Annotated in this window: 18 protein-coding genes; 6 read left to right on the top strand and 12 right to left on the bottom strand. The window is 47.4% G+C overall.

Annotated elements, in window-relative coordinates:
- Positions 1-5: 5 nt before the first annotated feature.
- Positions 6-2,690, bottom strand: coding sequence for an outer membrane beta-barrel protein (locus HGH90_RS03375; protein WP_169190407.1), 2,685 nt, complete (start codon positions 2,688-2,690; stop codon positions 6-8).
- 179 nt (positions 2,691-2,869) lie between these two features.
- On the opposite strand from HGH90_RS03375, the gene HGH90_RS03370 reads away from it, so the two are divergent.
- The gene (locus HGH90_RS03370) at positions 2,870-3,340 is read left to right on the top strand and encodes a DinB family protein (RefSeq protein ID WP_169190406.1); all 471 of its coding nucleotides are present in this window, start codon (positions 2,870-2,872) and stop codon (positions 3,338-3,340) included.
- Positions 3,341-3,344: 4 nt separating this feature from the next.
- On the opposite strand, the gene HGH90_RS03365 is transcribed toward HGH90_RS03370, so the two are convergent.
- From HGH90_RS03365 to HGH90_RS03345, 5 genes are all read right to left on the bottom strand, one after another.
- Positions 3,345-4,334 (bottom strand): L-histidine N(alpha)-methyltransferase, encoded by a 990-nt coding sequence (locus tag HGH90_RS03365; protein ID WP_169190405.1) that lies wholly within the window; start codon positions 4,332-4,334, stop codon positions 3,345-3,347.
- A gap of 87 nt (positions 4,335-4,421) precedes the next feature.
- Positions 4,422-5,579: an ergothioneine biosynthesis protein EgtB gene (gene egtB / locus HGH90_RS03360; RefSeq protein ID WP_169190404.1), complete on the bottom strand. Its 1,158-nt coding sequence runs from the start codon at positions 5,577-5,579 to the stop codon at positions 4,422-4,424.
- A complete protein-coding gene (locus HGH90_RS03355) occupies positions 5,576-7,147 on the bottom strand; it encodes an ABC transporter permease/substrate-binding protein (protein WP_169190403.1) in 1,572 nt (523 codons plus the stop codon). Before HGH90_RS03355 ends, egtB begins: the two co-directional genes overlap by 4 nt.
- 8 nt (positions 7,148-7,155) lie before the next feature.
- Positions 7,156-8,097, bottom strand: a complete 942-nt coding sequence (locus HGH90_RS03350; RefSeq protein WP_168763590.1) for an ABC transporter ATP-binding protein — start codon at positions 8,095-8,097, stop codon at positions 7,156-7,158.
- A gap of 42 nt (positions 8,098-8,139) precedes the next feature.
- Positions 8,140-9,519 carry a mercuric reductase gene (locus HGH90_RS03345; protein ID WP_169190402.1) on the bottom strand — a complete coding sequence of 460 codons (1,380 nt, stop codon included), beginning with the start codon at positions 9,517-9,519 and terminating at the stop codon, positions 8,140-8,142.
- Positions 9,520-9,647: 128 nt separating this feature from the next.
- On the opposite strand from HGH90_RS03345, the gene dusB reads away from it, so the two are divergent.
- Both dusB and HGH90_RS03335 read left to right on the top strand, forming a co-directional pair.
- Positions 9,648-10,685, top strand: coding sequence for a tRNA dihydrouridine synthase DusB (gene dusB, locus HGH90_RS03340; protein ID WP_169190401.1), 1,038 nt, complete (start codon positions 9,648-9,650; stop codon positions 10,683-10,685).
- 67 nt (positions 10,686-10,752) lie between these two features.
- Complete coding sequence (locus HGH90_RS03335; protein WP_169190400.1) at positions 10,753-11,346, top strand: nuclear transport factor 2 family protein; 594 nt, start codon at positions 10,753-10,755, stop codon at positions 11,344-11,346.
- Between the two features lie 59 nt (positions 11,347-11,405).
- Here the strand turns inward: HGH90_RS03335 and fusA are convergent, their stop codons facing one another.
- The gene (gene fusA, locus HGH90_RS03330) at positions 11,406-13,481 is read right to left on the bottom strand and encodes an elongation factor G (protein WP_169190399.1); all 2,076 of its coding nucleotides are present in this window, start codon (positions 13,479-13,481) and stop codon (positions 11,406-11,408) included.
- A 673-nt stretch (positions 13,482-14,154) separates the two neighbouring features.
- Here fusA and HGH90_RS03325 point away from each other — a divergent pair.
- Positions 14,155-14,988 carry an aldo/keto reductase gene (locus tag HGH90_RS03325; protein ID WP_169190398.1) on the top strand — a complete coding sequence of 278 codons (834 nt, stop codon included), beginning with the start codon at positions 14,155-14,157 and terminating at the stop codon, positions 14,986-14,988.
- A 37-nt stretch (positions 14,989-15,025) separates the two neighbouring features.
- Here HGH90_RS03325 and HGH90_RS03320 read toward each other — a convergent pair whose 3' ends face one another.
- Positions 15,026-16,141, bottom strand: a complete 1,116-nt coding sequence (locus HGH90_RS03320) for an aminotransferase class V-fold PLP-dependent enzyme (protein WP_169190397.1) — start codon at positions 16,139-16,141, stop codon at positions 15,026-15,028.
- A gap of 148 nt (positions 16,142-16,289) precedes the next feature.
- Between HGH90_RS03320 and HGH90_RS03315 the strand changes: the two genes are divergently transcribed.
- Positions 16,290-18,446: a glycoside hydrolase family 3 protein gene (locus HGH90_RS03315; RefSeq protein WP_168763583.1), complete on the top strand. Its 2,157-nt coding sequence runs from the start codon at positions 16,290-16,292 to the stop codon at positions 18,444-18,446.
- A gap of 54 nt (positions 18,447-18,500) precedes the next feature.
- Here HGH90_RS03315 and HGH90_RS03310 read toward each other — a convergent pair whose 3' ends face one another.
- The 4 genes from HGH90_RS03310 to HGH90_RS03295 all read right to left on the bottom strand — a co-directional run bounded on the left by HGH90_RS03310 (position 18,501) and on the right by HGH90_RS03295 (position 22,259).
- Positions 18,501-19,733 (bottom strand): cation:proton antiporter, encoded by a 1,233-nt coding sequence (locus HGH90_RS03310; protein ID WP_168763582.1) that lies wholly within the window; start codon positions 19,731-19,733, stop codon positions 18,501-18,503.
- A gap of 118 nt (positions 19,734-19,851) precedes the next feature.
- A complete protein-coding gene (locus tag HGH90_RS03305) occupies positions 19,852-20,196 on the bottom strand; it encodes a TfoX/Sxy family protein (RefSeq protein WP_168763581.1) in 345 nt (114 codons plus the stop codon).
- A gap of 67 nt (positions 20,197-20,263) precedes the next feature.
- On the bottom strand, positions 20,264-21,499 hold the full coding sequence (locus HGH90_RS03300; RefSeq protein WP_169190396.1) for a multidrug effflux MFS transporter: 1,236 nt from the start codon (positions 21,497-21,499) through the stop codon (positions 20,264-20,266).
- A gap of 109 nt (positions 21,500-21,608) precedes the next feature.
- The gene (locus tag HGH90_RS03295) at positions 21,609-22,259 is read right to left on the bottom strand and encodes a DUF6304 family protein (RefSeq protein ID WP_169190395.1); all 651 of its coding nucleotides are present in this window, start codon (positions 22,257-22,259) and stop codon (positions 21,609-21,611) included.
- A 162-nt stretch (positions 22,260-22,421) separates the two neighbouring features.
- Here HGH90_RS03295 and HGH90_RS03290 point away from each other — a divergent pair, with 162 nt between their 5' ends.
- Positions 22,422-26,021 carry a M43 family zinc metalloprotease gene (locus HGH90_RS03290; protein WP_168763579.1) on the top strand — a complete coding sequence of 1,200 codons (3,600 nt, stop codon included), beginning with the start codon at positions 22,422-22,424 and terminating at the stop codon, positions 26,019-26,021.
- Positions 26,022-26,095: the final 74 nt, after the last annotated feature.

The raw sequence follows: 26,095 nt of genomic DNA, 5'->3' as shown, positions 1-26,095 counted from the left end.
AGGGCTTATTTGGCTGCAGGGCTGCTTTTTCCAAAGAACCAGGAGAGGCTGAAAAGGAAGTATTGGGCAAGGATAGTGTTAGTTTGTTGTTCTATATAGGTAAAGGATTGCATAGTGGATAATGATTGGTTTTTTCGGAACAAATCATATACGTATAGTTTTGCCTGTAAACTTTTTTTCGGGAGGAAAGTTTTTGATATCCAGGTGTTCATCACTATAAATTGTTGGTGCTGGCTGGTGTTGTTAACATATAACGTACCTAGGCCAACATTTATATCCAGTGGAAGGTAAGTGTTGGTATTTAAGTTGACCAAATAATTAAGGAAGTCATAATGCGCATTGTCCTGGATGGAGTAGGTATTGCTGGTATATTCCATATTGGTCATGCCCTCTACTTCCAGGAATTTTTTATACATCCAGGAGACGTTCAGCCGTTGCTGGTAGTGGAATTGAGAAGTGGTGTTTTGTACTTTATTAACGAATGTATTGACGTGGTTGAGATCATACCCGGTATAAAAGTTCAGAGACAATCCAGACTTAGCAAAACGTTTGCCAAGGGATACGCTTTGACGTATTACATAGTTTCCGTTTGTATTAATCATCTGAGTGATCTGTTTTCCGGAGGAATCTGAGGAGGTGCTTTGTGTAACAGCATTTTGTTGCAGATCTAAATTCATGTTAGTGCTGAAGGAAAGTCCGCCGACACTAAAGGAACGGTATTCTATGCCGGCGCTGTTGGCAATCGTAGGTTTCAGATCGGGATTGCCTAATTGTATATATAAGGGATTGGCAGTAGATATAACGGGTAAGAATGAAATGCGGGGTGGGCGGGTGTCCCGGGAGAAGTTAGCACTAAGCGTTTTGTAGTTATCTATTTTATAAGTGACAAAGAAATTAGGGGAGAAGTAGTTAACTTTTTGACGATATTGTTTTGCCAGCGTAAGGTTGTTGCTATTGGAGCTGGCGCTGATATAGGAGATATTGAATGATGCATCCAGTTTTTTCCCGGAGCGGAATATACCTGTGGTAAAGGTATGGTTACTGAAGTCATTCTGGAAATCATAGGTCAGGTCTTTGTTGCTGCGATAGAATCCTCTTTTTATGGGATCAAAATCAAAAGCTTCCTGATCATTGTCTGTATGTTGTTCATTGAATTTATACCCGAGCGCGAAAGCCAGTTCAGGGATGATCAGGTATTGATAGGTAACTGAGGTATTGATGTTGCGGGTTTTAGTGGTTGTATTTATTTCCTGGTTAATGGTGTCTGATGAATGTGTGCCTGCATCAAAATTCAGTGTATTGTTATGCTGGTCGCTGCTGGTATTGTCCTGGTTAATGCCGATAAGAATATTAAAGGTTCCTTTTTTATTATGTGATCTATTGGTATATGTACCATTGTACGCAAATGCATTTCTTTTATTATTAGAAGTATTGTTGGTATTGCCGCTGTTAACGGTATCATTATTTTTTCCCCCGACAGAAATATACTTGTTTTGAGAATTGATCTTGCTACCCGAAATAGTTCCTGAAAAGTCTAGCCCAATGGTGTTCCTGTCGTTGGGCAGTATCGTTAGATTGGTAAATAGTGCGTTATGAGAGGCTGCGTTATTCGTTTGTGAATGACTGTTGTAGCTGAAGCTGCTATCTGGCAATATATTTTCCCGGTGTAGTTGCTGGTCATTGGTGGCGTGATCATAATAGAGCATCAGGTTAGCGTTTAGTTTAATTTTGGGCGAGAGGTCGAAGGAAGTGTTTCCATTCAGGATCTTCTTCCTGGAAACTCCCCGTCCAAAATTGTCTACTGCCATGGCATCATCATTGGAATAGGGGCCCTGTTGGGCATTCGTATTATTGATATAGCCCGAGGTAATGATTTGTTTGTCGTCTCTGAATAAGTTGGCATTAAGAGCCATGTTGTAACGGCCGTCGGTACCGTAGCCGGCGCCGGCTGCCCCATTGATTTTCTTCTTCATATCCTGTTTTACGGTAATGTTAATGACTTTTTCATTTTTGCCGCCTTCAATCATGCCATCTATACCTTTTTTGTCGGCGATCTGAATTTTGTCTACCAGGTTGGCCAGTAACATTCGTGATATTTTTTGCGGATCGCCGGAGGAGTTAGGTCCTTGCGAGAAAACCGGGCGCCCGTTGATATAGAGTTCCCGGATGCGACGGCCCAGGTAATAGAAATTCCCTTCCTGGTCTATTGTTAAGCCAGGGATTTTTTGCAGCAGATTTTTCATCGATGCGTTTTCCGCTGTAGGAAAATCTTTAGCGGAAAATTCGATGGTATCTTTCCGGACGATGAAGAGTGGTTTGTTTATCTTGATGCTGATACTATTTAGGGTGATGGCATTTTTTTGCAGCCCGGTTTGAGGAAGCGGTATTTGCCATAGTCTTGCCCTTTCCGTAAATTCTACCGGGAGTGTGGCCGCCCGGTAGCCCATAAAGCTGATGGTCAGCACATAATTGCCGGGCGGTATATTTTTAATGGCGAAGTCGCCATGCTGATCCGTGACTGCCTGTCCTTTCAGAATAGATTTTTCTGCTGTAAAAAGGAATACGTTGGCTTCCTGCAACGGTTTCCTGTCATCTTTATCGTATACGTGACCTTTTATTTCCCGTTGGGCAAAAACTGTGAAATGAATAACTGTCAACCATGTAATGATAGTAACCGTGAGTTTGACCATTGGTACGATTTGGTTAAAAACAAGAATTACTGCAATGATACCGCGGGGGCGCTGACAGTTAGTTAATCAAATATGAATATTCGCAAAAGCGTGAAAAAAGAATTATAATGAGCGTATTAACGAATCATTTACAACTTTCAGGTGGGCGGAAGTGTTATAGCGAAAACCCAGTACTATTTATGACGGCACCAACTTTAGTGAAGTCTTTAAAGGAAATGTTGTTGAAAGCCAACGCACACGTGACTTTCAAAGATGCGGTGAGGGATTTGCCCGCTGCGCTGAGAGGGGTAGTACCTGCCCATATGCCCTACAGCATCTGCCAGCTGGTAGAACATATCCGGATTGCCCAGCATGATATTCTTGATTTTTCGCGTAATCCCGATTACAAGGAGCTCGACTGGCCCAAAGATTATTGGCCGGCGGCAGCCGCACCAAACAACGAAGCGGCCTGGAAGCATAGTATTGAGCAGGTGGATAAAGATCTACATGCTTTTGTAGACCTGCTGGAAACCTCAAAAGATCTGTTTGCCCCTTTTCCACATGGTACGGGGCAGCATCTATTCAGGGAAGCTGTTTTACTGATAGATCATAACAGTTATCACGTAGGGGAAATTGTGGCGCTACGGCGGCTTTTGGATGCTTGGGAATAGGCGCTCAGACACATTTCCATAAACAATCGGTATACCAGTGCCGGTGATCAAAAAAACGGGCTACTGGTTTGAAGCCCGCTTGTGCGGCCAGTTGGTCCGTTTCTTCCAGGCTGTATTTCTGGGAGATTTCCATATACAGCGATTCATTTTCTGCAAAGGGTATGTTCACCTCGTCTCCTATGTGCACTACCTGGTCTTCCAGGCTGATAAGATAACTTTTGCATGCACCGGTAGCCGGATCGTAAGTAGGGTAATGTTCAAATTTGCTGGTGTCAAAATCTGCCTGCAGTTCCCGGTTGATGCGGTGTAACAGGTTGAAATTAAATGCACGGGTAATGCCAGCCGCATCATTATATGCGTTCAGGATAATCTTTGGGTGTTTTTTTAGATCGAACCCTGTTAGCAGCAGATCGCCAGGCTGCAGATAGCCTCTCAGCTGCTGGCAGAAAGTCCTGGCGGCATGCAGGCTATAGTTTCCTATGTTGGCGCCCATGAACAGCAGTACTTTTTTCCGGCTGGTATGGAGATTGGCTTGTTGCAGCATGTGGAAGTATTCACCGTTTAACCCGTGCAGGCGAAGACCGGGAATCATAGTCGGGAGGGATTTCTCCAGCTGGCTGATTACATTGGCGGAGATGTCTATCGGAAAATACGTATAGTCGACGCCGTAATTGATCAGCTGCTGCAGCAAATGTACTGACTTGGTAGCATCGCCGGCGCCCAGTTCCACGAGGTCGAAAGTGCCGGCATAATATTGCATAGCCTGTGCGATCTGTGCGGACTGCTGGCTGAGAATTTCCATTTCGCATCCGGTAAGATAATATTCATGACATTGCATGATTTGCTGAAAGAGGGCATCGCCGGTGGCATCGTAGAAATATTTAGGGTCCAGGTATTTCTGTGGCGCGGTGAGGCCCTGTATTACATCGTGGTAAAATACGTCGGTTGCAGGCTTGCGTTTGCCAGGAGCCAGCATTGTCGGAATTACAGTCATACACACTTTTTAATGTTCGGAAGCCAGGATGCCGGTTTTGTCAGAGACGGTGCCGGCAAGCGGATTTATCTCATAACGGCTGCTCAATCACCTTGCCAATCTTATTCCCGTAAATTGCCATCTTAACGGGGGATGAAAAAAATTGCGATAAGTAATACGGCTGTGGTTGGGAGAAGTAACTTCGGAACTACCGCGCAACACCATTTGGTTTACCATAAACTTCCCGTTATACTCCCCGATAGCGCCGGGCGCCTGCACAAAGCCCGGATAGGGCAAATACGCACTGTTACACCATTCCCAGCGGAGGCCGAAAGAAAGATGCGGCGCCGCTGCCTCCCATTCGAACTCTGTGGGTAAGCGGCAACCTTTCCATGCAGCGAATGCGGCCGCCTCGTAAAAACTGATATGCGTTACTGGCGCTTCCGGCATCAATGGTTGAAGCCCCTGCCAGTTATAATGCATCCATCGTCCTTCTATTTGATACCAATACATGGGAGTAGTGACTTGGTTATTTTTTACCCAATCCCAACCTTCTGCATGCCAGTAGCGGAAATCCTGGTAACCGCCGGCATCAATAAAGGCAAGATATTCTGCATTGGTTACGAGTTGGTGACTGATGCTATAATCGCCCAGGTACACTTTATGTCTCCCCAGTTCATTATCAAAACAAAAGCCATCACCTGAAAATCCAATCTCGTAAATATCAGCCTTCATAGTTAACCATGAATCGCCGTGATTGTTCACCGGTAATATATCTTTACGGGTGATGTCGTAGGGCGGAAATAGCGGATTGTGACCCAGTATATATTTAATGTCGGTATAAAGCAGCTCCTGGTGCTGTTCTTCATGGTTGAGTCCTAAGATAAACAATGCCTGTAGCTCCGGGGTGAGGGGATGTTTTTCGAGGAACATGCTCATGGCTTCATCAACATACCGGCGATACCGCATAATATCTTCCACGGCCGGGCGGCTCAGGTTTCCCCGGTTAGTGCGGATAACCCGTGCGCCTACAGATTCATAATAGCTGTTGAATACATAGTTGTACTGCGGATCAAATGCCGTATAGCCCTCGTCGTTAGGAAGCAGGATAAATGTTTCAAAGAACCAGGTAGTATGGCCCATATGCCATTTCGGGGGGCTTACATCCACCACGGGCTGTACCACATAGTCTTCGGTTTTTAGTGGAGCACAGATGCTTTCAGTTCTGCGACGCACGGTTTCGTATTGTTCTTGTAATGGTGTCATTGCCGTTTGTTTACAAAGTCTGTCAATGCTGAAATATTGTTGATATGCCATTTTTCTGCATCTGTTTTACGCATCATTAAAGCATATGTATTATTAAAACCTATTGGTGTCAGCCAAACGATGTCAAATTCCTTTTTGAATGCCTGGCTCACATACTCATATACTTTTTGTTTGTCGCCAATAATGCTATCTGTCACATGTTGTGGCGTTTTTAGTAATACCAGTAGTCCTGTACCGGTATATTCCGGGTAGAGATCTATCTGGTCATTGGTTAGTGCATCGAAAACAATTTTGGTGCCGCCCAATCCTGTTTTGGTAACGGCGGCATAATCGGTATAACCTTCAATGAGCATTTTATAGATGCTGGCCAGGATATAGCCATCGCCAAAAATTTTGGAACCTATGCGGATGGTACCTCCTTTGCCGCTACCTGCAGGTTGTAGCAGGTGTTGCGACCGGAGAAAATCCCTGGCTACCGTTTCCGGATTCTGTTTGAGATAATCTACCTGGTAGTTCAGTTCCGTCATAATACTATCATTAATTCTGCCGGCGAGACGGTTCAGGGCAGGGGCCAGGGCCGGGTATTTGATGAGCGTAGTGTTACGAAGGATGGGGGCCGCATAATAGGGTGGGAAAATATGTTTGTCATCTTCCAATACCACCAGGTCAAAAGCTTTTACACGGCCATCGGTGCTGCTGCCGCTGATCACGTCCAGTTTTTTCTCATAGGCTGCTTTATACATAATCATATCGCTGATCACCAGGGTGCGCATATGCAGGCCATAAACGGAGCGGAGGCCGAGGTATCCGTCTTTTCTTCCCATAAATTCCGGGGTAAATCCCGCCAGCATTTTGCCCCGGTAAGTGTCGGGCAGCAGGTAGAAGGAAGATAATACCAGGAAGATCAGTGGGAGCAGGTATACCATTTTCCTTGTTTTGCGGATATTGATATGTTGCAGGAGAGATAACAGCCAATCGAACAGGATGGCCAGCAATGCCGCGGGGATGGCGCCGGCCAGCATCATATTGGTGTTGTTGAGGGCAATACCGCCAAAGATAAATTCGCCTAGTCCGCCGGCGGCAATATAAGCGGCGAGTGTGGCTACGCCTACATTGATAACGGTAGCCGTACGGACTCCTGCCAATATAACGGGCATGGCTAAAGGAAGTTGTACTTTGTATAATAGTTGACGCCGGCTCATTCCCATGCCGGTAGCGGCTTCTGTTACGGTGGCATCTACTCCCTGTATACCGGTGTAGGTATTACGGATGATAGGCAGCAGGGCATAGAGGAAGAGCGCTACGATAGCTGGTTTTGGGCCAATGCCCAGCAGTGGGATCATGAAGCCCAGTAATGCAATGCTGGGAATAGTTTGCATCACACCTGCAAAACCGAGTACAAGGCCCGATATTTTTTTTCTCCGGGAGATAAATATGCCGGCGGGTACTCCTATTGCTACGGCAAGCAGTACAGATATAAAGGTTAGCCCGGTATGTGTGAGGGTTTGTTCCAGTAGTTTGCCGGACTGTTGTTGTAAGAAGTCGAATAGTGTTTCCTTTGTTTCCATTCGTGGTATCAGTTTTTCCAGGCGGCAATGGCTTGCATTAGCCCGCTGCCATCCAGTATTTTTTGTTCTTGCGCGTATTGTACCAATACGGGTTGGGAGATAACGGCTTCCATGGCCTCCCAGCAGTTTTGGTCGGCGCTGAGGGCTGTTGTGTGGCCGGGGCCGTGCTGATGGGGAAGCCAGGGCCAGAGATCCTTTATTTTTAATGTTTTTAATTCCAGCAGCAGGCGTTGGGGAGCCAGGAAGGCGGCTACAAATTCATTGGCCGGGCGCCGGAGGAGTTCCAGCGGAGTGCCCAGTTGCTGGATCGTTCCTTCGTTCATCAGGCAAATGCGGCTGCCCAGCTCAAACGCTTCTTCCACATCGTGGGTGACCAGAATAATGGTCCGGTTGCTGAGTTCATCGAGGGCTTTGAATTCCCTTCGTACGCTGATACGGGTGAGCGGGTCCAGGGCCCCGAAGGGTTCATCCATCAGCAGCACCGGCGGATTGGCCGCCAGGGCGCGGGCTAGTCCTACGCGTTGTTGTTGCCCGCCGCTGAGCTGCTGGGGCCAGGCGTCGGCATATTCAACGGGAGGGAGGTGAAGTTTATCCATTAATGTTATCACCCGTTGCTGAATGGTGGCTTTATCCCATTGCAGTAAAGAAGGAACAATGGCTATATTTTCACTGACGGTATAATGGGGAAACAACCCGGTATTTTGCAGTACATACCCGATATTGCGACGGAGTGTTTCCGGAGCCAGCTGCCTGATTTCTTTACCGTTTACATAGATGTGTCCGCTATCTGGTTCGAGCAGGCGGTTAATCATGCGTAAGGTGGTTGTTTTCCCGCATCCGCTGGTGCCAAGTAATACGAGGGTTTCTCCATCGGCAACTTCCAGGGAAAGATCGTTCACGGCATTTTTTTGCGGTCCAAAATTTTTGAAAACATGATCCAGTTTAATCATCGGCGATAGATAAGATGGGGAAAAATTTGCTCAATATGCCGCCTATTTTTCCAGGGACATAAACAGGTTGTTCAGCGCTTCTGCATACAAGGGGTGCGCAAATACCATGTCGCGTATCTGGGAGGCTGTAATGTCGCCCAGCATGGCCATCTGCAGGATAGACATGATTTCGCCGCCTTCGGGTCCGAGTATGGTTACACCCAGTATTTTGTCGGTTTGAGGATGTACCAGCGCTTTCATAAATCCTCTTGTTTGCCCGGTTTCAATGGCCCTGGCAACCCTATCCATCGGTAGGTGCGCTACCTTCACGGGAATGTTATTGTTCATCGCTTCTGTTTCGGTCATGCCTATACGCCCCAGTTGCGGATCTGTAAACATGCAATATGGTACCTGTCTGGTTTGTATGGATAAGTTGGCGTTTTCGAACAGATTTTTATAGATAACCAGGTGATCATTGTAGGAGATATGCGTAAAGGCAGGTCCTCCCTTTACATCGCCCAGGGCATAGATGCCTGGGGCACTGGTTTCCAGTCGATCGTTTACCTGTATAAATCCTTTTTCGTCCAGGAGCACCTGTGTATGCTGTAATTGCAGATCGGCGGTATTAGGCGTACGCCCCGTAGCTACCAGTATATGGGTGCCCGTTAGAATTTCCCGGGTGGTACCTGTCACTATATCTACGTTGATCAACTTGCCTGATCTGCTGATGCGGGTAGCCTGGGTACCGGTATATATCTGCATATTTTCAGATTCCAGCATCTTCTTTATCACTGCCGCCACATCCGGATCTTCCTTATTGACCAGCTGGGGCGCTGACTCAATAACGGTAACGTTGCTGCCTAAACGCTGGAAGAGTTGTCCCATTTCCAGGGCAATGTAACTACCACCGAGAATGAGGAGGTCTTTAGGAATGACCACTTCTTCCAGCAGGGTCGTGGAGGTGAGATAAGGCACTTCTTTGAGGCCTGGGATATCGGGGATGTGTGGACGAGAGCCGGTGTTAATGAAGATATGCTCCGCGCTGAGGACATCAGATTCGCCCTGATGGCCGGTTACCTGTATGGTATGTGGACCGCTAAATACAGCGGCGCCCATGAATACCTCTACCTGATCATCGAGCAGACCTTTCAGGGTGCTTTCCCTGAAATCTTCCACGATATTGTTTTTCCTGGATATGATGGCGGGGAGGTCGGCGGAGAGTCCATGGGAATGGATGCCCCAGAATTTGCTGTGAAACACGGTGTTTGCCACCTTTGCCGAAGCTATCATCGCTTTGGTGGGTGTACATCCGTCGTTGATGCAGGTGCCGCCCAGGTATCGTTGTTCGATGAGGGCAGTCTTCCATCCTTTCTTAGCCAGTTTTCTTGCCAGCGGGTTGCCACCCTGACCGGATCCGATAATAATAGCGTCGAATTTCAGCATACAGAGAGCTTTTGAGAGCGGGGCCAAAGATTATACCAATGGAATGTAGTTAAAATTTACGAATGCTGGCGCTCCATTGGTTCGGCAATATTTGTTTATCTTTGCGGTTTCTCTGAAAAAAACAGATTTTGGTAAAGATTGATAATATAACGCTGCCTGATTTTCCGTTGCTGCTGGCGCCTATGGAGGATGTAAGTGATCCTCCGTTCAGGGCTGTCTGTAAAGATGCAGGGGCCGACCTGATGTATACGGAATTTATCTCCAGCGAGGGGTTGATCCGTGATGCCATTAAGTGCCGGAAAAAGCTGGATATTTTTGAGTATGAGCGGCCGGTGGGAATCCAGATATTCGGAGGTGATGAAGACAGCCTGGCGATGGCTGCCAAAATTGTAGATGTTACCAATCCCGATTTGCTGGACATTAATTTTGGTTGCCCGGTGAAGAAAGTCGCTGGTCGGGGCGCAGGAGCCGGTGTGCTAAAGGATCTCGACCTGATGGTGAGGCTTACGGAAGCTTGTGTGAAGGCTACCCGCTTGCCGGTAACCGTAAAAACGAGACTGGGTTGGGACGAGGATTCCAAGAATATAGAAGAAGTGGCAGAACGCCTGCAGGATGTAGGAATAAAAGCCCTGGCAATACATGGGCGTACCCGCAGCCAGATGTATAAAGGGCAGGCCGACTGGGAGCTGATTGGTAAAGTAAAGAAGAACCCTCGTATACATATTCCTATTTTTGGTAATGGAGATATCAACAGTCCCCAGAAAGCGGTGGAGTATAAAAACCGCTATGGCGTGGATGGTATCATGATTGGCCGTGCGGTAATTGGGTATCCCTGGTTATTCCGGGAAATCAAGCATTACGTAAAAACCGGCGAATTGCTGGCAGGACCTACACTGGAAGAGCGAATTGCTGTTAGCAAGAAGCATTTGCGCCTGTCGGTGGAGTGGAAAGGGCCGGTACAGGGGATTAACGAAATGCGGGGCTGTTATGCCAACTACCTGAAAGGGTTACCGGATATCAAACAGTTTCGTCCCCGTTTGGTAACCGGCAAAACGATTGAAGAAGTAGAAGCTACACTAGACGAGGTAGCCGCTTATTACAAGGGTATTGAGCTGGAAAATACGCCTATTGAACTGATTGATTATCACCAAAAGTGTCCGTTATAGCGGAGGAATTTTATGATATAATAAAACTTATTATGCATTTGTTTTGTTATATCATAAAATTTAACAGATGTTCAAAATCTCCCTAATGATTGCTGCCCTGGTTGGCAGCTTAGCAGGCCTTCTTTCCTGTAATTCATCTCCAAAAGAAAAACCGTTATCAGACTCCAATAATATTTCCACGGCATCTGCTGCCAGTACTGATTTTCATTACAGGGATCAGCGCCAGATTGAAAAAGTGATTTATGGTTTTTGTGAAAATTTCGACAATGGAGAATTGAACAAATGTGTAGCGTATATGGATGACAATATCCGCGGCGAAATAGACGGGGTAAAATTAAAGGGTAAGCAGAACTGGACAGCCAAAATTGATTCCCTGTTATTGAGTGTACATAATTCGCATTATCAGCAGCGGCATATGATTACCAATATGCAGTTTACGCCTGGTATGAACGATACCGTAAAAATAAGTATGTATGCGAGCTGTTTATGGACCGATTTAACCAACGGACAGATTCAGTTGATGTCGGTAGGATATTATAAAGGAAAGGTGGTGAAGAAAGGAGACGAATGGTACATTACCGTATTGAACTCGCTGCCGGACAGCAGGCTGGTAAAGCAATTTTACCATGATGTGAGGGCAGACGCCCCTGTTTTGAAATGAGTTGTATATACTGGTGAAAGATGAAAATGGTGAAGGCTTGTGGGCCTTCACCATTAGTTTTATTTAGCGAGTACCTGTTGACTGATGTTTCCTGGTACCACTTTGTATTCTTCGAACGTAAGCGACGCGGTGGCCCTTCCAGAGGTGAGGGTACGCAATGCGGTGATATAACCGAATAGCTCTGACAGGGGAACCATCGCGGTGATGGTTTGTACCTGCATATCCGTAGCTATCTGTTTAATCAGGCCGCGGCGCCTGTTAAGATCGCCCGTTACGGTGCCGGTGTATTCTTCCGGCAGGGTAATGTTTACTTTCATCCAGGGTTCCAGCAGGCGGGGAGCTGCCTGGGTGGCCACATTTTTGAAGCCGATAACCGCCGCATGTTCGAAGTCAGGCGCATGCGAGTCGGTGGGGTGAATCGCCCCATCCAGCAAGCGTATACGCATTGACTTCAGTGGGTAACCTGCCAGGGCGCCATTGTGCATGGCTGACTCGAAACCTTTGCTGATAGCCGGAATGAATTCTTTTGGTATGGCGCCACCTTTTATCTCGTTAATGAATTCCAGTCCGGGTTCATCATCTGTTCTTGGCGACAATTCAAATTCTATGTTGGCAAAATTACCGGAGCCGCCATTTTGTTTTTTATAAATTTCGCGGTGGGTAACTGCTTGGGTGAATATTTCTTTGTACGCAATTTGTGGCTGGCCTTTGTTGACCTGCACCTGGTATTGTGTAGCTAGTTTTTCCAGCACTACTTCCAGGTGTAATTCGCCCATACCTTTGAGAATCGTTTGCCCGGTAGCGTTATCCACTGTTACGCTGAGGGTAGGATCTTCATCGAGCAGCCTGCTCAGCGCTTCACCCAATTTGTCGTTATCCCTGGAGGATTTGGCTTCTATGGCATAACCGATCATGGGTTCGGGGAAACTGATTTTCTCCAGCAATACAGGATGATCCGGATCAGCGAGACTGTCGCCTGTTTTCACATCTTTCAGTCCCACTACGGCGCCGATGTCGCCGGCGCCTATTTCATTTACCGTTTCATATTTATCGGACATGATGCGCATCAGGCGGCTGATCCGCACATTGCGGCCGGTACGACCATTCCAGAGCGTGTCGCCATTGCGTAACACGCCGGCATATACGCGTACCAACGTTAACTTCCCTACGAAATCGTCGGTAATGATTTTAAATGCCAGTGCCGCTAAAGGCGATTGTTCGCTGGCGGTAATAGGTACCGTGCTATCCGTATCGGGACTGGTTGCTTTCACTTCACCGATGTCTGACGGTGCAGGCAGCCAGGCAACCACGGCATCGAGCAGGGGTTGTATGCCTTTATTTTTAAAGGCGGCACCTGCCAGTACCGGCACCGCTTCCAGGCGAATGGTAGCGTTGCGCAACGCACGATGTATGTCTATGGCGCTGATGCTGGCGGGATCGCTGGCGTATTTATTCAGCAACGATTCATCCAACAGCGACAGTTCTTCCAGCAGATAACGGCGTGCGGCCTGCGCGTCTTCCAGCAAAGCAGCCGGTATATCGCGTGTATCGTAGGTTTTACCATCGTCTGTAGTCCATAACAGGGCCTTCATGGCGATCAGGTCTATTACACCACTAAAATCATCTTCTGCACCGATAGGTATTTGTACCGGTAGGGCGTTGGCGTTAAGACGTTCCCGTATATCCTGTACTACGCGTCGGAAATCGGCGCCCTGCCGGTCCATTTTATTGATGAACGCAATGCGGGGAATCTGGTAGTGATTAGCCTGATGCCATACTGTTTCCGATTGCGGCTGGACGCCAGAGCGGGCGCAGAATACGGCGATGGCGCTGTCGAGCACCCGCAGGGAGCGTTCTACCTCTGCTGTAAAGTCTACGTGCCCCGGCGTATCAATAATATTGACCTGCCAGGTGTTATCGTTGTATTTCCAGTAAGTAGTAATGGCCGCAGATGAAATAGTGATACCTCTTTTTTCTTCCTGTGGGTCCGTGTCCATCACGGTATTTCCATCATCTACATTACCCAGTTTATGTGTAAGGCCGGTGAAGTAAAGCATACGTTCGGTGAGCGTTGTTTTACCTGCATCTACGTGCGCCATGATACCTATATTTCTGAAATCTGCTAAGCGTTTCATAAAGTCTTGTTTAAAAGAAGAAAAAAAAGCCTCTCATCTGGTAATGAGAGGCTTTTGCAAACATGCAACAGGTAGCCCTGCATTACCGACAGGTAAGTGATAAAATTGCTTTAATAATAAATTTCCTGTTGCTGTTCATGATTAATAATGTTAGTAATGCTAATGATATTTGGGGTGCAGGGGAAGCAAATAAAAAGGCCTCTTCGGATGAAGAGGCCTCTTGAAATAAATTCAGGAGTATTATATATTAACCTCTCATATCCGGGATGGATTTGCCTCCCCGTCTTGAATTAAGACAATGCGCGTACTTGCAATTACCGCTCTGATAACGACATTTGAATAGTTGCTTGTCTGATATGTGAGTATACGTTTCATACGTTTTTAAAATGCTCCGCAAAGATAGTAATAATTCATTAAAAAAACTAATCCATTGCTTTGCCTGTGACAGGCGTGCATTTACAAAGTTACGAAATCGATGAAGAAAGATGAGGGGACGTTTGTTGGAACCAGCGAAGCCCGCCTTCTTATTTTTATACAAAAAAATCTTTAACTTTTACCGGTAATACGTCTGTGAACCGTTGTAAATTTGACGGTTGTTGAATGGGTAATTATCGTTCCGTTTGAACAAAAATGCCTTACCGGCGTTTCAAATAACTGGATAAAATATTGTTTTATGGATATTACGAATTTGAACGGGACAGTGGGGCTGTCCAATGGTGTTGAGATGCCTTACCTGGGATTGGGTGTTTTTAAGACGAAGGAAGGAAAGGAAGTGGTAGATGCGGTAACCTATGCCCTGGATGCCGGTTACCGGCATATAGATACTGCCGCTATTTACGGCAATGAAGAAGGGGTAGGAGCGGCTATTGCACAGCATGTAGTAAACAGGAAAGACATTTTCCTGACCACGAAAGTATGGAATTCAGATCAGGGATATGACAGCACGCTGAAAGCATTTGATGCTTCCCTGGGGCGTTTAAAGACAGACTACCTGGACCTGTACCTGGTCCACTGGCCGGTAAAAGGGAAGTATAAGGAAACCTGGCGTGCGCTGGAGCAGCTGTATGCAGAAGGAAGAGTTAAAGCCATTGGCGTGAGCAACTTCCTCCAACATCACCTGGAAGATCTTTTCCAAACGGCTAAGGTAAGGCCTATGGTAAACCAGCTGGAGTTTCATCCTTACCTGGTACAACAACGTTTGCTGGATTTCTGCCAGCAGCACCAGATCCAGTTTGAGGCCTGGAGCCCTCTTATGCAGGGGAAAGCCTTTGAAGTGCCTTTGCTGCAGGAGTTGGCGGTAAAATATGATGTATCGGTGGCGCAGTTGATCCTACGATGGGATTTACAGAAAGGGGTGGTAACGATTCCTAAAAGCGTTCGCAGAGACCGGATTATTTCCAACGCTGATCTCTTTAATTTCTCTATCAGCGAGGAGGATGTGCAAAAGATAGCTGCGTTAGACCGGGGACAACGGGTAGGACCGGATCCGGATAATTTTAATTTCTAAATATAAACAGGGTGTGAGATGATCACACCCTGTTTTTTTATGCGATAGCCTCCAGGAGGCGGTCGATATCTTCCCGGTTATTATAAAAATTCAGGGCTACGGTCAGCTGATTATTTTTATACCGTGCTACAATATTACGCTGCACAGCGCGGGCATACTGTTCCGGCGTGATATCCAATCGCTGGATAGCGGAACGATGCGCTTCCGGATAAGCCGTAAGCAGTGGAATGTTGTGAGCAGCGGCCTGTTGCGCCAGGTAGCTGATCAGTGATTGTATGTAATCATCAATATCAGCAATGCCTATTTGCTCCAGGTATTGCAGCGCATGTCCCAGCAGCTGTATATTGATATAAGGCGGCGTACCGGGTTCAAATACTCCTGCGTCTTTCCGGGGGGTGAAGTGGCTATAGTCTTTCACCGACTGGAAATCTGATGTTTCATACTCCACGTTATACCAGCTCATGAGGGTAGGGGGATATTGCGCCAGTATTTTTTGTGATACATACATGGCGCCTGCACCATAGCCCGCGGTTACCCATTTGTACCCATGGAAGATGAGGATGTCGATGTTATATTCCTGCACATCTATCGGGTTTACGCCAAACGACTGTGTAGCGTCTACGATATGGATGATGTTATGTTGCCGGCACAGTTCCCCGATGGCTTTCAGGTCCTGGCGGAAGCCGGTTTTAAACATTACGTGGCTGGTAATGAGCATGCGGGTAGCTGGTGTAATTTGTGACGCTATATCTTCCAGGGAGATGTGGCCGATATCGTTGCTGTCGACAAAGCGGATTGTAAAGCCGTTGTGCAGCCATCCCACGAAGCTGGTAGGAAATTCATCCCGCATGGTGATGATTTCATAGTCTTTTGGGAACATGCCATAGAGCATGGTCATTGCATGCGCAGTATTGATAACAAAAGCGATTTCGTGTGGCTGCGCATGGACCATTCGGGCAACCAGGCTGCGTACTTCATTGCTGCTATTGTCCCAGGCAGGCATTACCTCCCGTCCTTTTTCCGACAATTCGGTCAGCAGGCGGTGGGCATGTTGCACAAAGGGCGTGCTTACAGGGCCTCCGCCATTGGTGAACAGGTATACGCATTTGCTGGTTACCGGGTAGTCGGCTCTTATTTTTTCCCATTTATTCATATGTGCCGGTTATACTATTTTATTAATTATTACACGATAATAAACAAAATAAACAACTGATGGGGCAGAGCATCCTGATTATGTTTTTTATATGATAACTTGCAGACAGGGCAGGGAACAATATCATTTTCAAATTCACTTTTTTAGCATGTTGAGGAAACAGTATCTTGTTATTTATGCGGCCATATTTTTATTTGTGTTGAAGGCCGGCGCACAACAACCTGCGCTATTCAAAAGGCCGGATGCTCCTTTACAGGAGCGGGTTAATGATTTGTTGCATACGCTGACTCTGCCCGAGAAAATCTCGATGCTGGGGTATAATACACCGGCTATAGACCGGCTGCAGATCCCGGCGTACAACTGGTGGAATGAAGCCCTGCATGGCATTGCCCGTGGCGGGGAAGCCACGGTGTATCCGCAGGCCATAGGACTTTCTGCTACATTTAATGCCCCTTTAGCCAAAGAGGTAGCGAATACGATTGCTACAGAAGCGCGTGCCAAATACAACCTGGCCGTACAGGAACACCGGCATGTACAGTATATGGGGTTGAATTTCTGGACGCCCAATATTAATATCTTCCGGGATCCCCGCTGGGGCCGTGGGCAGGAAACCTATGGCGAAGATCCTTACCTGACCGCCACGATGGCCGGCGCTTTTGTGCAAGGTTTGCAGGGAGATATTCCCGGGCAGCTGAAAACCGCTGCCTGTGCCAAGCATTTCGCGGTACATAGCGGTCCTGAAGCAGACCGCCACAGTTTTAATGCGATTATCGATGAAAAAGACCTGAGAGAAACCTATCTCTATGCTTTCAAAAAACTGGTAGATGGGAAAGTAGAATCGATTATGTGTGCTTACAACCGGGTAAACAGTCAGCCTTGCTGTACCGGTAATACCTTGCTACAGGATATTTTGCGGCATGAATGGAAATTTGGCGGCCAGGTGGTAACCGACTGTTGGGCATTGGACGATATCTGGTTAAGGCATAAGGCGATACCTACCCGTGAAGAAGTGGCCGCTGCGGCTATTAAAGCTGGGGTAAACCTCGACTGCGCCAACATTTTACAGGATGATGTGATGAAGGCCATCCAAAAAGGATGGTTAACCAATGCGGATGTAGACAGCGCGCTGGCGGCCAGTTTACGTACCCGTATGAAGCTGGGATTATTTGATGCAGCACCATCTGCTCTTTATGGCCAGTTTGGAGCTGATAGTGTTAACAACAGCTGGCATGCGCAACTGGCCCGCCAGGCTGCCAGGGAGAGCATGGTGCTGCTGAAGAATGATGGGGTGCTACCATTAAAAGCCGATAAATATGCATCTATGCTGGTAGCCGGTTCTAACTCCGCTTCACTGGAAGCGTTGATGGGCAATTACCACGGCGTATCCGGTAACATGGTGACGTTTGCCGCCGGTCTTGCCAAAGCTGCCGGTCCTGGTATGGCCATGCAGTACGACCAGGGATGCGACTTTACCGATACGCTGCATTTTGGCGGCATCTGGGCTTCCCAGAACTGCGATGTAACCGTAGCGGTTATAGGGTTAACGCCTTTGCTGGAAGGAGAAGAAGGAGATGCCTTCCTGTCGGCTTCCGGCGGAGATAAAAGCACGCTGAGCTTACCCCGTTCGCAGGTCCTGTTTATGAAGAAGTTGCGGGAAGCCCATAAAAAACCCATTATAGCTGTAATTACAGCTGGCAGTGCGGTAGACGTATCAGCGATTGCCCCTTATGCCGATGCGGTGATACTGGCCTGGTATCCCGGCGAGCAGGGTGGTAATGCACTCGCTGATATCATCTTCGGAAAATATTCGCCGGCAGGTCGTTTACCGGTTACTTTTTATCAATCCTTACAAGACCTGCCCGACTATAAGGACTATAGCATGAAGAACCGCACCTATCGCTATTTTAAAGGCAAAACGGAATATCCTTTTGGTTATGGACTAAGCTATACCACCTTTGACTATGCCTGGCAACAGGCGCCTGCAAAGGAATATAGCAGCAAAGATGTCATTCGTATATCCGTAGCAGTAAGGAATACCGGCACTTGCGCTGGAGATGAGGTAGTACAGGCCTATATCAGCTACCCGGACGTAGAACGGATGCCGGTAAAAGAACTGAAAGCGTTTAAAAGAGTGATGGTGAAACAAGGGGGACAGGAAGTAGTGCAATTGGAAATACCTGTCACCGAGTTACAGAAGTGGGACCTGCAAAAACATGCGTGGAAGTTATATAAAGGGATGTATAAAGTGAATATAGGAAAGAGTGCTGACAACTTTGTGCTGAGTGAAAATATCAAAATAAAGTAAGCAATAGTATATAAAAGGAAAGGGGCTGGTATGATTACACCGGCCCCTTTCTTTTTACGCCATGCGGTCTACCACTCTCTTTAGCGTGAGCCCCTGTACAATGATAGAGAACAGCACCACGAAGTAGCTGGCGGATAAAATAAGTTCTTTATAGGGGGATTCCGGTAAGGATAGCGCCAATGCGACAGAAATGCCGCCACGGAGTCCTGCCCATACCAGGATGGTAATTCTCTTGTAGTTGAGTTTCAGTGTGCGTTTAAATATAGCGGAAGGCCCGACAATACTGGCTGCACGGGCAATCAATATAAATATTGTTGATACCAGGCCGGTAAACCAATAATTTTGCAGGAAGGGCATAATTACTATCTGCAGACCAATCATTACGAATAAGATCGTGTTCAGGAGCTCATCGATGAGGCTCCATACGTTATGAAAGTAGCGTTGCATATCTTCCGACTGTTTGGTACCCAGGGAAGTGTTGCCCAATATAAGTCCTGCAGAAACGGCCGCCAGAGGAATAGATACATGTAACATAGCACCCAGCACAGAAATGACCATCACCATGGATAACGACACCATGACAATAATCTGGAAATCATCCACCCGTTTCATGGTCCGGTAGGCAACAATAGCGGAGATGACGCCGAGTAGTATGCCTCCGAATACTTCCTGGGAAAAAACGGCAGCCGCATGGCCGAAGGTAACATGCGGATCAGTGGCGCCGGCTACTTCTTTGAGAATGACGAAAAGAAGGATACCGGTGCCATCGTTGAGCAGCGACTCGCCGCCGATAATCGTTTCCAGGGATGCGGGCACTTTTGATTTTTTCAGGATAGATAATACTGCTACCGGGTCGGTAGGTGAAATCAATGCGCCAAAGAGCAGGCAATACACGAGCGGGACATCGATCCGCATCAGCTCAGTGGTCCAATACAGCAGGAAGCCAAAGATAAAAGTAGAACCTACTACGCCTATTGTACTAAGTACCAGCACCGGGTAGCGTTGTTCTTTTAGTTTATTGAAATCGAAATGCAGGGCGCTGGCAAAGAGGAGGAAGCCTAACATAATGTCCAGCAGGGTTCCTGTAAAATCGATACCGTGGGTAACGTCTTTGATAAAAGAAAATACATCCGGGAATATTTTACCGGTCAGGGAAATGAGGACCGATAAGGAGATAGCCACTACCATTACACCAATAGTGCCGGGTAGTTTGATAAACCGGTTGTTGAGATAGGAAATTAATGCACTAATGGTAACTAATGCCGTTATCAGCGTGAAAGTGTTCATAAGCAAATCGAATAATGCCAGTTAAAAAATCAGGTTCCTAATGATGCTACAATTATTCCGGAGGGCTTTAAAGATAGAAAAAAAAGTAGGCAATTATGGGCTGATTCGCATTTTCGATTTACTTTTTCCTGGAAGATGGCGCTTTTTCGTTAAATTCTAATGCCATTTTAATCCAATGCTGTAATTGTTTTTTGGTGTGAAGGGTATCTTCGTTAACGAAGATGAATCCTTTCATTTCTTTACCGCCATGCACCATTACTTCCGCGCCGCTGGCCTCTTCCAGGACTTTGTCCGATTTAGCGGGATCTATTCTTACCATCATTTTATCGGGTCGTACACCCACACACATTTTATCGTTGACCATAAAGCACAGGCCTCCGAACATTTTCTTTTCAACAATATTATTGGTAGCGGCGGATAATATTTCGCGAACGCGGTCTGCCAGTTTTTCATTGTATGCCATGGCGTAAATTTTTGGAAGATAATAAAGATACGATTTCCCGCTAATTGCCATACAAATCGATTAGCGGTTAATGTACCGGTACGGCCTCTTTGGTAGCAGCAACGGCGGTTTTAATATTCCTGCGGCACACCAGCAAAATCAGTAGTGCCAGGAGGGAAGTGCCACACATGGTGACAGCCATGGGGGTAGCGGTATGTGTATTGAACAAGCTCACTATTGTTGAAGCCAACGCACCGATGCCCATTTGAATGGCGCCCATCAGGGAAGACGCGCTGCCGGCATTCCTGGTGAAAGGGGCCAGTGATAAGGCAGAAGTATTAGGGTTGATACAACCCAGGCAGCACAGGTATATAAAGAGCAGGGTGATGGTTCCTGTAAGAGACAGCCAATTATTCCAGGCACAAATAATAAAAATAAGTCCGGTGATGCTTTGTCCCACCAGGGCTATGGGTACTATCTGCTGGCTGCTGAAGCGTTTGAGCAGCTGGCTGTTGACCTGGCTGGAGCCAATCAATCCAATGGAAAGAAAGGCAAAGATCCATCCATACGTTTTGTCACTCACTTTATAAATATCCATGAACACCTGCGGGGAGGCCGATACATAGGCGAAGAGGCCGGAGAAGGCTATGGCGCCGGCAAAGGCATAAGTATAAAATTGTGGTTCACCGACAACTGCCAGGAAATTATTGATGATAGGTCGGGGTTTGAGCGATAGGGTAGTATCCGGTTTGTAGCTGTCGGGCAACCAGCGTAAACTGGCTATCAGCATCAATGCGCCCATCAGTCCCAGCACCAGGAATACCGTATGCCAGCTGAAAGCGCTGGTTATATAACTACCGGCGGTAGGGGCAATCATGGGGGAAGTGCCTACTACCAGCATTAGCAGGGCAAATACTTTGGCATTTTCACTCACGGGAAACAGGTCTCGCACCATGGCTACCGCTGCCACAGCCGCTGCGCAGCTGCCTATAGCCTGGATAAAGCGAAGGATGATCAGGCTGTTGAGCGAAGTGGCATACATACAACCAATAGAGGAAATGATGTACAAAGCGAGGCCGATGCAGAGTGGTTTCTTTCTGCCAAAGCGATCGAGCAGCGGCCCATACAGCAATTGCCCGGCAGATATCCCAATGAAAAAGCTGGAAAGAGACAGCGCTACTCTTGCAGGGTCTACGCCCAGGTCTTTTCCTATGGCGGGAAAGCCTGGCAGGTACATGTCGATAGAAAAGGGACCTAGTGCTGTTAGGGCGCCCAGTATAAGAATAAGAGAAATATATTTTGCGCGGGAAAGTTCGTTGGCCAAGGCGATACGGTTTTATAAAATGCAGCGCAAAGGTAGGCTGAAAAAATGAGGGGTGTGCGGCGGAATTGTCTGTAGAATGTCTAAAAGTGTAAGTTGGTTACCGGCATGTTTATATGTATCTCCAGACGTTTGGCGTTGCCTCCGTAAACTCGTTGCAGTGCCAGGTTTCCTGGGTATTAGAAATTTTATGCCGGTGTTGTTCGGCAAGGTCCATGAGGTCATGTTTATTGTTTACCCGGAGAATTTCTTTTTTTAAATGCCGGTAACAATTCATGCCGCCGAAAGTGTCGTTTCCTAACGGATGATAATGGGAAAAAGCGCAATAGTAACAGTACTGAAAAGCAGTGTCTTCCGGCAGTAGTTTTTGTAGTTGAGATAATATTCCTTCCATTGTAAATTCTCCACCACCATCCCGAAGCGTATAAGTATTTAGGGCATTGATGGTCAGGCTGCATTGGTCGTAGCGGGCTTGTATACCGCTGCGGAGAAGCAGCTTGACAGTCAATGCTGCTGTAGCCGTAGCCTGGGCTATGCGCATCTTAATAGGGATGGTTATCTGAAAGGTGCAGTTGGTGACGCATTGAAACGGATCGAGCGTAATGCCTGGCGGCAGCTGTGCCGGATCGTCTTTTTCCAGGCCGTCGAAGTTGCGGCCGGTAAAATTGATATCCCGGATGGGGACGCGGAGCATTTCACCATCGCTGGTAAATTGTGTGTGTACGGTGCCGGTGCTGTCGGTATAAATAGCAGGGAATGTCATTAGAAAGTGGCGTTATATGCGTCGATAAAGATAGTGATTCCATTGTCAGCTTATTTCTCCTGTTTTTTCAAAAGGTACGGCACGATATTTTTATTGATTAATAAAAATGATCATATATTTGCCACACTTTAATACATCTGTCGTTAAATGCACTTGCCACTTTTGAAAAGTCTGCATGCACTGTTATTGCTATGCCTCTTATTTCCTGTGGTTGCATGGGCACAGGAAGGAATGCCAGTGAACATACGTCCTTGCGGCGCCGACGCCCTACAGGAACGATGGCGGAAGGATGCCTCTTACCTGGCACGGGAGCAGGCGATAAACAATGCTATCCTGAAGCGCCAATACATTACCACCCCAGGATCGGTGGCGTCTTTTACTCCGGTAGTATTACCGGTAGTTTTTCATATTATCAACGAAGATCCGGCGGCATTTCCGGATGCGGCGGTGATAGCGGCGCTCAAGGAACTAAATGACGCCTATGCTGCCACCGGCGCGTTCACCGGCGCCCGTACCGATACCAAGATCCAGTTTTGCCTGGCTAAAACAGCCCCCGATGGTGGCAAAACCAGTGGCATTGTACGGACACATTCCTATTTATCTGATTTTGACAACGAAATGGAAGGCAGCGATCTTACTGCATTGGGTAAGTGGGACGGCAGCCGTTACATCAATATATGGGTAGTTACCGATATCAAGTCGGAGTATATGCAGGACTTCAACTGCGGTGTCTGGACCCGTCTTAAAATGGGCGGCTATGCCAGCGCCGGTGGCGATATTGTGGTGGCAGGGCTAGGCGTAGGTGTATTAGCGCATGAAATGGGACACTACCTGAGCCTGCTGCATACTTTTGCCAACAGGGACTGTAAGAACGACGATTGTTTGGTAGATGGAGATAAAGTGTGTGATACGCCACCCGAAAGAACAATTACCGGCGGATATGCCTGTTCTGCTCCGCAGAACTCCTGTAGTACCGATACCTTATCTGGGTTTACTACCGATGTGCCCGACTTACCCGATAATTTCATGGACTATGGCCAGGGTACCGGATGTGTGTTATCATTTACGGCCGGGCAAGCCCAGCGAATGCACGACTTTATTGCCGTGGCACTCACCGGGATGCTGGCCAGCACAGTCTGCAACGATCCCTGCACAGATAACATCGCCGCTGCTTTTACCCGCGATATTGAATACCCTGTAGTAGGCGATAAGGTAACCTTTACCAGCACCGGTACGGGTGGGAATGCCTATCAGTGGCTGGTAGATGGCGTGGCACAGGGAAATGCCCCCACTTTACAGCTTACCGTAACACAAAAAAAGAATTATGAAATCATATTGCGTGTAACCAATACCGTGAGCGGTTGCTTTGCCACCTCCAATGATGTGATACAGGTAAGTTGCGGCGTGGTTGCCCGTTTCTGGCCCAGTAAGCGAAAGATTGCTTCTAAAGACGGCTTTTCGCTGGACAGCGTGTTGTTTCATAACCGGTCGCGCAACGCTACCAGCTGGAGCTGGCTGATGAGCAACGACAAGGGCATGGCAGAACAGGAAATCAGCACGGTTGAACAGCTAACATACGTTTTCAAAACACCTGGCAATTACCATGTTCGTTTAGCCGCTACTGACGGACATTGTTTTGATACTTCCAATGCTGTACAGATCATTGTAGATGATCCTACGCCTGATGGCGCCGTATATGTGACTAAAGTAGAATGTTATCAGCAAACCAAAATAAAAGTTACTTTATACTTCCATAATTTTGGTTACGATACCATCCCCAAAGGTACGCCGGTATCCTTTTACGATGGCGATCCCCGAAAGCCCGGTACTAAGAAGGTTGGCGCTGTGTGGCCGCTGCCATCCGATCTCCCCGGTAAATGCTCCACACCCTTGTTATCTACTATTGTAGATGCGGGCAGGGCGGGAATAGATACGCTAAGCGTAGTGCTGAACGATAATGGTACTACTTTGCCATTACTTCTCCCCAATACCAGCCTCGTGGAAACCAACTATGGTAATAATATTGCGATAAAGAAAGGGTTTAAGTTCAGGGTGGTCCTGGATCCGGCAGATTTTACACTGACACCCGAACAACAGGTGGTGTTAACGCCCAAAGGTGTGAATGGGACCCTCCAAAGTGCCAGCTGGACGGGCAACTATCTCAGCTGTACTAATTGTGTTACACCTACTTTCACGGCGCCTTACCGGAAAGATACTGTGACTACAGACAAGGTGCTGGCCTATTCACAATATGCTTGTTACGATAGTGCCATTGCCACCCTGCATATCCCGGTGGTAGATGATTATACCGTGCAGGTGAAAAGTGTAGATTGTTCCCATGGCGACAGTTTGCATGTCACTTTCTCCCTTTGTAATGCTTATAAGAAAGGTAATATCCCGGCGCAGCTAACGGTGTCGTTTTACGACAGGACCCCGGGAGATCCTGCCGCAAACGTGCTGGGTAATGGGTTTATTACACCTGTCGCCAGCACAGGCGTCTGCGAAGATTATGGCAGTGATATCAGGGGCACGTCTACCGGTAATGTATATGCCATCGTGAATATGGATACCCGGCCACAGGTGCCGGAAACGGGACTGAATGAAGCCAATTATCAGAATAACACCATGCAATGGCAATACCAGCGGCCTGCCGTATCGATCTTTCCACAAGATACCACGGTGATGCGGAAAGCGATATTTCCGCTTCGTTACCAGGTAGCCGCCTTTACGCCCAGGGATATTTTATGGCAGAACGATGATGCTTATACGCTGAGTTGTTATACCTGTGCTACTCCCCAGGCAGTAATGAAAGACAGCGCTTTTGTAGGTGTGCAGCTGACTAACCGGTACGGCTGCACGATCCGGGATCGGCAATATGTGCACATTTTTCCGCCGGACTTTACGGTAGACCTGTTGCAGACCGACTGTTATGACAACCAGCATATGCTCGTAAAGTTTAAGATATGCACAGATAATGGTTACGATAGTATACCGGCAAAATTGCCGATATCTTTTTATGATGGAGATCCGGCGAGCGAGCGCACCCGCGTATTACTGCCTTTGTTTTATACGCCCGTGACAGATGGCGTTTGCAGGGAATTTACCACGGTGGTGGCCTCGCCACAGGGGAGGGATATCACGGCGGTTGTAAACAGGCAATCGGCAAATTATGTGATGGAAGAAACAAATTATGCCAATAACCAGGCGAATATAGGTTACACGCCATTTTCGGTAACCATGGACCGTACGTTGATTGAGCTTCCCCGGCCGGCGGCTACCGGGTTACTGGCCATTGTAGAAGGAGGCCCGGCAGTTTCTTACGCCTGGACGCCGGCCATGGGCTTGTCGTGCAGCAATTGCGTAGCGCCTGTGGCGTCAGCATTATCATCTATGCGTTATACCGTGATGGCTGCTAACCGATATTATTGTACAGATACGGCATCCGTGTATATCAAAACATTCACCAATACGGGCATTACTATGCCCAATGCTTTTACGCCCAATGGGGATGGGCAGAATGATTGGTTTTATGTGATAGGCAGCTGGGATATTAAGCTGATCCGGGATTTTTATATCTACAACCGGTCAGGCAATAAAGTATTTGAAGCGCATAACACGCCGGCCAACGACCGGAGCTATGGTTGGAACGGCATGATCAACGATAAACCGGCAGTGATGGGCGCTTACGTTTATTATGCTACTGTGGAGTTTATGGATGGCAGTACACAGCTGGTAAAGGGTGCAGTGACGCTGATCCGATAGTTGCGCCGCATATCACTTCACGTTGCTGAAAGCGATGCAAAAGGTGTATCTTGACACCAAATCCTGTTATGTTT

It is taken from the genome of Chitinophaga sp. Ak27, assembly GCF_012726295.1.
Classification (GTDB): Bacteria; Bacteroidota; Bacteroidia; order Chitinophagales; family Chitinophagaceae; genus Chitinophaga.
Note: the sequence above shows the minus strand (reverse complement) of the source record. Positions and strands in the feature narration are given on the sequence as shown.

Coding starts and splice junctions, on each gene's coding strand:
- fusA (WP_169190399.1), bottom strand. CDS start 13,481: ATGAAACGCTTAGCAGATTTCAGAAATATAGGTATCATGGCGCACGTA.
- HGH90_RS03295 (WP_169190395.1), bottom strand. CDS start 22,259: ATGACATTCCCTGCTATTTATACCGACAGCACCGGCACCGTACACACA.
- HGH90_RS03365 (WP_169190405.1), bottom strand. CDS start 4,334: ATGACTGTAATTCCGACAATGCTGGCTCCTGGCAAACGCAAGCCTGCA.
- HGH90_RS03325 (WP_169190398.1), top strand. CDS start 14,155: ATGGATATTACGAATTTGAACGGGACAGTGGGGCTGTCCAATGGTGTT.
- HGH90_RS03350 (WP_168763590.1), bottom strand. CDS start 8,097: ATGATTAAACTGGATCATGTTTTCAAAAATTTTGGACCGCAAAAAAAT.
- HGH90_RS03355 (WP_169190403.1), bottom strand. CDS start 7,147: ATGGAAACAAAGGAAACACTATTCGACTTCTTACAACAACAGTCCGGC.
- HGH90_RS03320 (WP_169190397.1), bottom strand. CDS start 16,141: ATGAATAAATGGGAAAAAATAAGAGCCGACTACCCGGTAACCAGCAAA.
- egtB (WP_169190404.1), bottom strand. CDS start 5,579: ATGACACCATTACAAGAACAATACGAAACCGTGCGTCGCAGAACTGAA.
- HGH90_RS03310 (WP_168763582.1), bottom strand. CDS start 19,733: ATGAACACTTTCACGCTGATAACGGCATTAGTTACCATTAGTGCATTA.
- HGH90_RS03315 (WP_168763583.1), top strand. CDS start 16,290: ATGTTGAGGAAACAGTATCTTGTTATTTATGCGGCCATATTTTTATTT.
- HGH90_RS03305 (WP_168763581.1), bottom strand. CDS start 20,196: ATGGCATACAATGAAAAACTGGCAGACCGCGTTCGCGAAATATTATCC.
- HGH90_RS03345 (WP_169190402.1), bottom strand. CDS start 9,519: ATGCTGAAATTCGACGCTATTATTATCGGATCCGGTCAGGGTGGCAAC.
- HGH90_RS03335 (WP_169190400.1), top strand. CDS start 10,753: ATGTTCAAAATCTCCCTAATGATTGCTGCCCTGGTTGGCAGCTTAGCA.
- HGH90_RS03375 (WP_169190407.1), bottom strand. CDS start 2,690: ATGGTCAAACTCACGGTTACTATCATTACATGGTTGACAGTTATTCAT.
- HGH90_RS03370 (WP_169190406.1), top strand. CDS start 2,870: ATGACGGCACCAACTTTAGTGAAGTCTTTAAAGGAAATGTTGTTGAAA.